This is a genomic window from Cyanobium sp. Maggiore-St4-Cus (assembly GCF_024345615.1).
Lineage (GTDB): Bacteria > Cyanobacteriota > Cyanobacteriia > PCC-6307 > Cyanobiaceae > Cyanobium_A > Cyanobium_A usitatum.
Map to the genome: position 1 here is coordinate 18,631 of NZ_JAGQBL010000020.1, position 8,450 is coordinate 27,080.

At 63.4% G+C, this 8,450-nt stretch carries 7 protein-coding genes; 4 read left to right on the forward strand and 3 right to left on the reverse strand.

Features of this window, described 5'->3' with window-relative positions:
- Nucleotides 1-4 precede the first annotated feature (4 nt).
- The gene (locus tag KBY99_RS14245) at nucleotides 5-1,501 is read left to right on the forward strand and encodes a mannose-1-phosphate guanylyltransferase/mannose-6-phosphate isomerase (RefSeq protein WP_254999722.1); all 1,497 of its coding nucleotides are present in this window, start codon (nucleotides 5-7) and stop codon (nucleotides 1,499-1,501) included.
- On the opposite strand, the gene glmS is transcribed toward KBY99_RS14245, so the two are convergent.
- Both glmS and psaC read right to left on the reverse strand, forming a co-directional pair.
- On the reverse strand, nucleotides 1,488-3,407 hold the full coding sequence (gene glmS, locus KBY99_RS14250) for a glutamine--fructose-6-phosphate transaminase (isomerizing) (RefSeq protein WP_254999723.1): 1,920 nt from the start codon (nucleotides 3,405-3,407) through the stop codon (nucleotides 1,488-1,490). The genes KBY99_RS14245 and glmS overlap by 14 nt on opposite strands.
- 82 nt (nucleotides 3,408-3,489) lie before the next feature.
- Nucleotides 3,490-3,735 (reverse strand): photosystem I iron-sulfur center protein PsaC, encoded by a 246-nt coding sequence (psaC, locus tag KBY99_RS14255; RefSeq protein ID WP_006042515.1) that lies wholly within the window; start codon nucleotides 3,733-3,735, stop codon nucleotides 3,490-3,492.
- Between the two features lie 151 nt (nucleotides 3,736-3,886).
- On the opposite strand from psaC, the gene acpP reads away from it, so the two are divergent.
- The 3 genes from acpP to tkt are packed head-to-tail and all read left to right on the forward strand — an operon-like array spanning nucleotide 3,887 to nucleotide 7,426.
- Entirely contained in the window at nucleotides 3,887-4,129 is a 243-nt protein-coding gene (gene acpP, locus KBY99_RS14260) for an acyl carrier protein (protein ID WP_106632933.1), read from the forward strand.
- Nucleotides 4,130-4,137: 8 nt separating this feature from the next.
- A complete protein-coding gene (fabF, locus tag KBY99_RS14265; RefSeq protein WP_254999724.1) occupies nucleotides 4,138-5,385 on the forward strand; it encodes a beta-ketoacyl-ACP synthase II in 1,248 nt (415 codons plus the stop codon).
- A 34-nt stretch (nucleotides 5,386-5,419) separates the two neighbouring features.
- Nucleotides 5,420-7,426, forward strand: a complete 2,007-nt coding sequence (gene tkt, locus KBY99_RS14270; RefSeq protein WP_254999725.1) for a transketolase — start codon at nucleotides 5,420-5,422, stop codon at nucleotides 7,424-7,426.
- An 85-nt stretch (nucleotides 7,427-7,511) separates the two neighbouring features.
- On the opposite strand, the gene thiC is transcribed toward tkt, so the two are convergent.
- Nucleotides 7,512-8,450 (reverse strand): phosphomethylpyrimidine synthase ThiC (gene thiC, locus KBY99_RS14275; RefSeq protein WP_254999727.1); only part of this gene is annotated, 939 nt, incomplete at its 5' end.

Below are 8,450 nucleotides of genomic sequence, written 5' to 3' on the forward strand. Positions count from 1 at the left end.
GTCCATGGCAAATAGCCCTAGCTCCCCAAGCAGTGCACTTGTGCCGGTGATCCTGTGCGGCGGCACGGGCACGCGGCTGTGGCCGCTGTCGAGAGCTAGTTACCCCAAGCAGTATTGGCCCCTGGCAAGCACGGGAGAAGACACCCTGCTGCAGCAGACCCAGCAGCGCCTGGCGGGTTTGCCGGGTTTAGGGGCTCCTCTGCTGATCTGCAATGAAGACCACCGCTTCATCGTGGCCGAGCAATTGCGCCAGATCGGCGTGGAGCCCCAAGCGATCCTGCTGGAGCCGGTCGGCCGCAATACCGCTCCGGCGGTGGCGGTAGCAGCGCTGCAGGCCACCGCCCATGGGGAAGATCCCCTGCTGCTGGTGCTGGCGGCAGACCACGTGATCCGTGATGCCGCCACCTTCCGCGCCACGGTGACTGCGGGGATGGCAGCAGCTGAAGCCGGCCAGCTGGTGACGTTTGGAATCGTGCCCACGGCGCCAGAAACCGGCTACGGCTACATCGAAGCCGCCCAGTCGCTGCTCGGTGCCAACGAACCGGTACCAATCGCCCGGTTTGTGGAGAAGCCGGATCGGGCCACCGCGGAGCAATTTCTTGCGACGGGGCGCTTCACCTGGAACAGCGGCATGTTCCTGTTCAAGGCCAGCGCGATCCTGGCCGAATTGGAGCGGCTGGCACCTGAGGTTGTGAGCGCCTGCCGCTCCTCGCTAGAGCACGACAGCGCCGATCTCGACTTTCTGCGGCTGGAGCGGGAGGCCTTTGCCAGCTGCCCCAGCGTGGCGCTGGATGTGGCGGTGATGGAGCGCACCGACCGCGGCGCCGTGTTGCCCCTGGAGGCAGGTTGGAGTGATGTGGGCAGCTGGAGCGCCCTGTGGGAAACCGCCGATCAAGACAGCGACGGCAACGTGCTGCGGGGCCGGGTGATCAGCGAGGGAAGCAGCAATTGCTATCTACGCAGCGAGCATCGGCTGGTGGTGGGGCTCGGTGTAGAGGATCTGGTGGTGGTGGAAACCGATGACGTCGTGCTGGTAGCCCACCGCGACCGGGCCCAGGAGGTCAAAGCAATAGTGGGGCGGCTGGAGAGGGAAGGGGCACCAGAGAGCAAGGCCCACCGCAAGATCTACCGCCCCTGGGGCTCCTACGACGGCGTCACCGAGGGTGAGCGCTGGCAGGTGAAGCGCATCGTGGTCAACCCCGGTGCCAGCTTGTCGCTGCAGATGCACCACCACCGCGCCGAGCACTGGATCGTGGTGCAGGGAACGGCGGTAGTGGAAAAAGATGGTGGCAGGGAGCTGGTAGGCGAAAACCAGAGCACCTACATCCCCCTGGGTTGCCGCCACCGCCTCTCCAACCCGGGCAAGATTCCGGTGGAGCTGATCGAGGTGCAGAGCGGCCCCTACCTAGGCGAAGACGACATTGTCCGCTTTGAAGATCGCTACGGACGCAGCGACGCCAGCCCCGCTCCAACCCTCACTCCGACACTCACTCCACAGTGACGCTCTTGGCCAAGTTGCGGGGTTGGTCCACATCCAGGCCCCGGTGGGCGGCGATGTGATAGCTGAGCAGCTGCATGGGAATCACCGTTAGAAGCGGGCTTAGTAGCTCGTCCACCGCCGGCACCGGCAGCAAGACATCAAACAACTCAGCGTCTGGGCATTCGGGTGCCACACCGATCAGCTGGGCATCGCGGGCCTTGGCCTCCTGGGCATTGCTGAGCACCTTGTCGAACACCGCACCTGGCATGGCGATTGACACCACAGGCACCTTGGCATCAAGCAGGGCGATCGGCCCATGCTTCATCTCGCCGGCCGGATAGCCCTCGGCGTGGATGTAGCTGATCTCCTTGAGCTTGAGCGCACCCTCCAAGGCAATCGGGTAGTTGATGCCACGGCCCAGAAAGATCACATCCTGAGTGCCCTCAAAGCGGTGGGCCAGGGAAGCGCAGCGCTGGTCGTGGTCTGCCACCAGGGCCTCCAGCTGCTGGGGCAACTGGCGCAACTGGGCCACCAGCGCCTTGAGCTCCTCGCGGCTGCGGCCCGAGCTAACGCCACCCTGCCGCTGGCCCACTCGCCGCTCCGCAAATGCCAGGGACAACCCATAGAAAGCCAGCAGTTGGCCAAGGAAGGTCTTGGTGGCCGCAACCCCCACCTCAATGCCGGCGCCAATATCAAGGATGTGGTCCACCATCCGGGCCAGGGAGCTCTCGGCCCGGTTGGTGATGCCCAGCAGCCGCGGCCGGTAGGCCGGATCGGCCACCAGCCGGCGACGCTCCTGCTCCATTGCAAGGGCCGCCAGGGTGTCGGCGGTTTCCCCCGACTGGGTCACGCCGATAGTGAGCGTGTGGGGGCTCAGCGGCGGTGGCGCATAACGAAATTCACTGGCATAAAAAACGCTTGTGGGGATCCCGGCCAGCTGCTCCAGCAGATAGGCGCCCACCTGGGCGGCGTGGCGGCTGGTGCCGCAGGCCAGGATCTGGATCCGCTCCACACCCTCAAACACCTCCGCCGCCAGAGGTAGTGCCACCAATGGAGTCGCCTCCCCTTCCACAACCTCTGGCAGGTGCCGAGCCACCCAAAGGGCGGCCGTTTCAGGCTGCTCGTGGATCTCCTTGAGCATGAAATGGCGAAAGCTGCGCTTATCCGCCACGTGCTCGGTGCCGCTAAGCAGGCTGGGGCTGCGCTGAACCCGCTGGCCCACAGCGTCATAAAGCTCGATGCCCAGCGGGGTGAGCAGGGCCACCTCGCCGTCTTCCATCGGCAAAATCGTGCGGGTAAAGCCCGCCAGGGCCGGGGTGTCGCTGGCGCAAAGAAACTCCCCCTCCCCCAGGCCGATCAGCAGGGGCGCAGCCTTACGGGCCACCACTAAGGCGCCAGGGACTTCTGCCCACACCACCGCCAGGGCATAGGCCCCCTGCAGCAACGGCAACACCGACTGCAAAGCAGCCAGTAGCAGCGCCGCTGAAGCCTGCTCACCTGCCGCCCGGCGGCGCTCCAGCTCCCGAGCCAGCAGGTGGGGAATTACCTCCGTATCGGTCTCGGAGCGGAACAGCACCCCTTGCGACTGCAGCTCCTCCCTCAAGCCGCGGTAGTTCTCGATGATGCCGTTTTGCACCACCGCCAAACAGCCAGAGCCATCGAGGTGGGGGTGGGCGTTGCGCTCCTCCGGCTTGCCGTGGGTAGCCCAGCGGGTATGGCCGATGCCGCACTGGCCCGGGGCTCCCTGGGCCTCAAAGCGGGTAGTGAGATTGACAAGTTTGCCCTCCGCCTTGAGGCAATGGAGGCCAGCCCCATCAACCGTGGCAATACCGGCGGAGTCGTAGCCGCGATATTCCAGCTGGCGCAGCCCCTCCAGCAGTTGGGGAGCCGCCTCCCGCGATCCAATCAGGGCAACGATGCCGCACATAGGCCTGGGCCAGCGAGGAGCGCAACAAAAAAGCCCGGCGAAGGGCCGGGCTTGAGCTTATTGGCATTAGCGCCAATGATCTTCAGTAGGACAAGCCCATCGAGCGACTGGTTTCGTCGCCCAAGTAAACGCGAATGCTGAGGAAGTCGGTGGGGCAAGCGGTTTCACAGCGCTTACAACCGACGCAATCTTCCGTGCGGGGAGAGGATGCGATCTGGCCGGCTTTGCAGCCATCCCAGGGCACCATCTCGAGCACGTCGAGTGGGCAGGCACGCACACATTGGGTGCAACCGATGCAGGTGTCGTAAATCTTGACGGCGTGGGACATGGGCCTGAGCCGGGAACAAACGGCGTGGAACCCAACGTACCCACAGCCTCCGGACCCGCAGCAAAGGAGCCCGCAGCCCGTCACCCTTGTTCATACGCCGGGGGGAGCCCAGCGGGGTGACCCGTAGAGTGCATCGACTCTCACAGCGGCCATGTCCCAGGAAGCGATCTACGAGAAAGTGCGCTCGATCGTTGCCGAGCAGCTCAGCGTTGACGCTGGGGAAGTGAAGCCCGAATCAAACTTTCAGAATGATCTGGGTGCCGATTCCCTCGACACCGTCGAGTTGGTAATGGCTCTGGAAGAAGCCTTTGACATCGAAATCCCTGACGAAGCTGCAGAAGGCATCACCACCGTTGGCGATGCCGTCAAGTTCATTCAGGACAAGCAGGCCTGAGCCACCCCATGGTGCAGGGTCTCCAGCGCGTCGTCGTCACCGGTCTCGGCGCGATCACACCGATCGGTAACGACGTCTCCAGCTACTGGGAGGGTCTGAGCACGGCGCGCAACGGCGTGGCGGGCATCACTCTTTTTGATGCCAGTCGTCATGCCTGTCGCTTCGCAGCTGAAGTTAAAAATTTTGATCCCTCCGGCTGGCTAGAGCCAAAGGAATCCAAGCGCTGGGATCGTTTTTGCCAGTTTGGGGTAATCGCCGCCAAGCAAGCCGTCGCCCATGCGGGCCTCACCATTGATGAGTCCAACCAACACCGGGTGGGCACAGCCATTGGCTCCGGCGTTGGCGGCCTGCTGATGATGGAAACCCAGGCCCACGTGCTCAAAGATCGGGGCCCCGATCGGGTGAGTCCGTTCTGCGTGCCGATGATGATCCCCAATATGGCGACTGGCCTGACGGCCATTGCCCTTGGCGCCAAGGGACCCAGCAGCGCGGTGGCCACCGCCTGCGCCGCAGGCTCCAATGCCATCGGTGATGCCTACCGGCTGATCCAGCTGGGCCTGGCTGACGTGATGGTCGCTGGTGGCGCTGAATCGGCCATTACCCCTTTGGGGGTGGCGGGATTTGCCAGTGCTAAGGCCCTGTCCTTCCGCAACGACGATCCCACCACGGCCAGTCGCCCCTTCGACGCCGAGCGCAACGGCTTCGTGATCGGCGAAGGCGCCGGAGTGATTGTGCTCGAGAGCCTGGAGCACGCCCAGGCTCGCGGTGCCCAGATCCTGGCCGAGGTGGTGGGCTACGGCATGACCTGCGATGCCCACCACATCACCTCACCTACCCCGGGGGGGGTCGGCGGTGCTGAAGCCATGCGTCTTGCCCTCAAGGATGCCCGGCTTGAGCCAGAAGCCGTCGACTACGTCAATGCCCACGGCACCAGTACTCAGGCCAACGACAGCAACGAAACCTCCGCCATCAAGAGTGCTCTCGGGGATTGGGCTTACCAGATACCCGTGAGCTCCACGAAATCGATGACCGGCCACCTCCTTGGAGGCAGCGGCGGCATTGAGGCGGTCGCAGTGGTGCTGGCTATTGAGCACAACCTGGTGCCACCTACCATCAATTACCAAAATCCGGATCCGGCCTGCGATCTGGATGTGGTTCCCAACCAGGCCAGGGAACACACCCTCAACGTGGTGCTCTCCAATTCCTTCGGGTTTGGCGGTCACAACGTCTGCCTGGCGTTCCGCCGCATGGCGTGAGCCTCCTCCTCCCACTCCCCCACCTGCCTTAGCCATGGTCGCCGCTCCCTCCACATCCGTCGAATCGCTCTGCGTCAACAGCATCCGCTTCTTAGCGATTGACGCGATCAATAAGAGCAATTCGGGCCACCCCGGCCTGCCCATGGGCTGCGCCCCAATGGCCTTCGCCCTGTGGGACAAGGTGCTTAAGCACAACCCCAAGAACCCCAAGTGGTTCAACCGGGACCGCTTCGTGCTCTCGGCTGGCCACGGCTGCATGTTGCTTTACGCGCTGCTGCACCTCACCGGCTACGACTCGGTGACCATCGAAGACATCAAGCAATTCCGCCAGTGGGGTAGCCGCACCCCTGGTCATCCTGAAACCTTCGAAACCCCCGGCGTTGAGGTCACCACCGGACCCCTGGGCCAGGGCATCTCCAACGCCGTGGGACTGGCTATCGCCGAAGCGCACCTGGCTGCCAAGTTCAACAAGCCCGGCTGCGACCTGGTTGATCACTACACCTACGTGATCATGGGCGACGGCTGCAACCAGGAAGGCGTGAGCGGTGAAGCCGCCTCCCTGGCCGGCCACCTTGGCTTGGGCAAGCTGATTGCCCTCTACGACGACAACCACATCACCATCGACGGCAACACCTCCGTCTCCTTCACCGAGGACGTGCTGAAGCGCTACGAGGCCTATGGCTGGCACACCATCCACGTCAAGGATGGCAACACCGATGTGGCCGCCATTGCCCAAGCCATCGAGGCAGCCAAGGCCGTCACCGACAAGCCCAGCTTGATCAAGGTGACCACCACAATCGGCTACGGCTCGCCAAACAAGGCCAATACCGCTGGAGTTCACGGCGCAGCCCTAGGCGCCGACGAAGCAGAGCTCACCCGCAAAGCCCTCGACTGGAGCTACGGCGAATTTGAGGTTCCCCAGGATGCCTACGACCACTGGCGCCAAGCGATCAGCCGCGGTGAAGCACTTGAAGCCACCTGGAACGCCAGCCTGGCCACCTACCGCAGCCAGTACCCCGCTGAAGCTGCTGAATTCGAGCGCCAGCTTCGCGGCGAGCTGCCCCAGGGTTGGGACGCTTCCCTGCCGAGCTTCAGCCCAGAAGACAAGGGTTTGGCCACCCGCATGCACTCCTACAACGCCCTTAACGCCTTCGGCCCCAACCTGCCCGAGCTAATTGGCGGCTCGGCCGACCTCACCCACTCCAACCTCACCGATATCAAAGGCGAGGCGAGCTTCCAGAAGGGTGCCGAAGCCAACCGCTACCTGCACTTCGGCGTGCGCGAGCACGCCATGGCGGCGATCATGAATGGCATCGCCTACCACGGCAGCGGCCTGATCCCCTACGGCGGCACCTTCCTAGTTTTCGCGGGCTACATGATCGGCGCCATGCGCCTTTCGGCCTTGAGCGAGCTGGGCGTGATCTACGTGCTCACCCACGACTCGATCGGTCTGGGCGAAGACGGCCCAACCCACCAGCCGGTGGAAACCCTCGCCAACCTGCGCGCCATCCCCAACCTGCTGGTGATGCGCCCCGGCGATGGCAACGAGACCATGGGTGCTTATCAAGTAGCTGTCACCAACCGCAAGCGCCCCACCGTGCTGGCCCTCAGCCGCCAAGCCATGGCCAATCAGCCTGGTTCGGCTGCAGCCCATGTGGCCAAAGGTGGCTACATCCTGGAGGACAGCAATGGCACCCCGGAACTAATCCTGATCGGAACCGGCACCGAGCTGGAGCTCTGCACCAAAGCCGCAGCCCAGCTGCGCGCCGAAGGTAAGAACGTGCGGGTAGTTTCGATGCCCTGCATCGAGCTGTTCGAAGAGCAGGATGCCGCCTACCGCGAAAGCGTGCTGCCCGCCGCCGTACGCAAGCGCGTTGTGGTGGAAGCCTCCAGCTCCTTCGGCTGGCACAAATACACCGGCTTCGATGGCGCCTGCATCTCGATCGACCGCTTCGGCGCTTCGGCACCTGGTCCGGTCTGCCTCGAGAAGTTTGGCTTCACTGTCGAGAACGTGGTGGCAACTGCCAAAGCGCTGGGCTGATTCAACAGAGACTGAAAAGCCCCGCCTAACGGCGGGGCTTTTTTTATGTCAACTCACGGAACCGTGAACCCCAAGCAGGGTGATCTCACACCACTACCGCAGCCCCAGCCTCAACTCCTGCTTTCTGCTCTGCCAGCACCTGCTCCAGCCCCGCCAGATCCTCATCGGTGATCTTGGTTTGCATTGGGCAGTGCTTGGGGCCGCACATCGAGCAAAACTCTGCCTGCTTGTAGATATCGGCGGGCAGGATTTCGTCGTGATACTCACGAGCCCGCTCAGGATCAAGCGAGAGATCAAACTGCTTGTTCCAATCGAAGGCATAGCGAGCCCGGCTGAGTTCGTCGTCGCGATCGCGGGCGCCGGGGCGGTGGCGGGCGATGTCGGCAGCGTGGGCAGCGATCTTGTAAGCAATCAGGCCTTCACGCACATCTTCGGCATTAGGCAGGCCCAGGTGCTCCTTCGGGGTCACGTAGCAGAGCATCGCTGTGCCATACCAACCAGCCATCGCTGCGCCAATGACGCTGGTGATGTGGTCGTAGCCGGGGGCGATGTCGGTGACCAGCGGGCCGAGCACATAGAAGGGCGCCTCACTGCACTCCTCCATCTGCTTTTTGACGTTGAATTCAATCTGATCCATCGGCACATGGCCCGGACCCTCCACCATCACCTGGATGTCGTGCTCCCAGGCGCGGCGGGTGAGCTGGCTAAGGGTTTTCAGCTCCGCCAGCTGGGCGGCGTCGGAGGCGTCATGCTGGCAACCAGGCCGCAGCGAATCGCCCAAGGAGAAGCTGCAGTCGTAGCGCTTGAAGATTTCGATGATGTCATCGAAATGGGTGAACAGCGGATTCTGCTTGTGGTGATAAAGCATCCACTGGGCCAAGATCCCGCCACCGCGGCTCACAATGCCGGTGAGGCGACCCTTCACTAGCGGCAGGTGCTCAATCAGCAGGCCGGCATGAATCGTTTGGTAGTCAACGCCCTGCTGGCAGTGCTTCTCGATGATGTGCAGGAAGTCGTCGGCGTC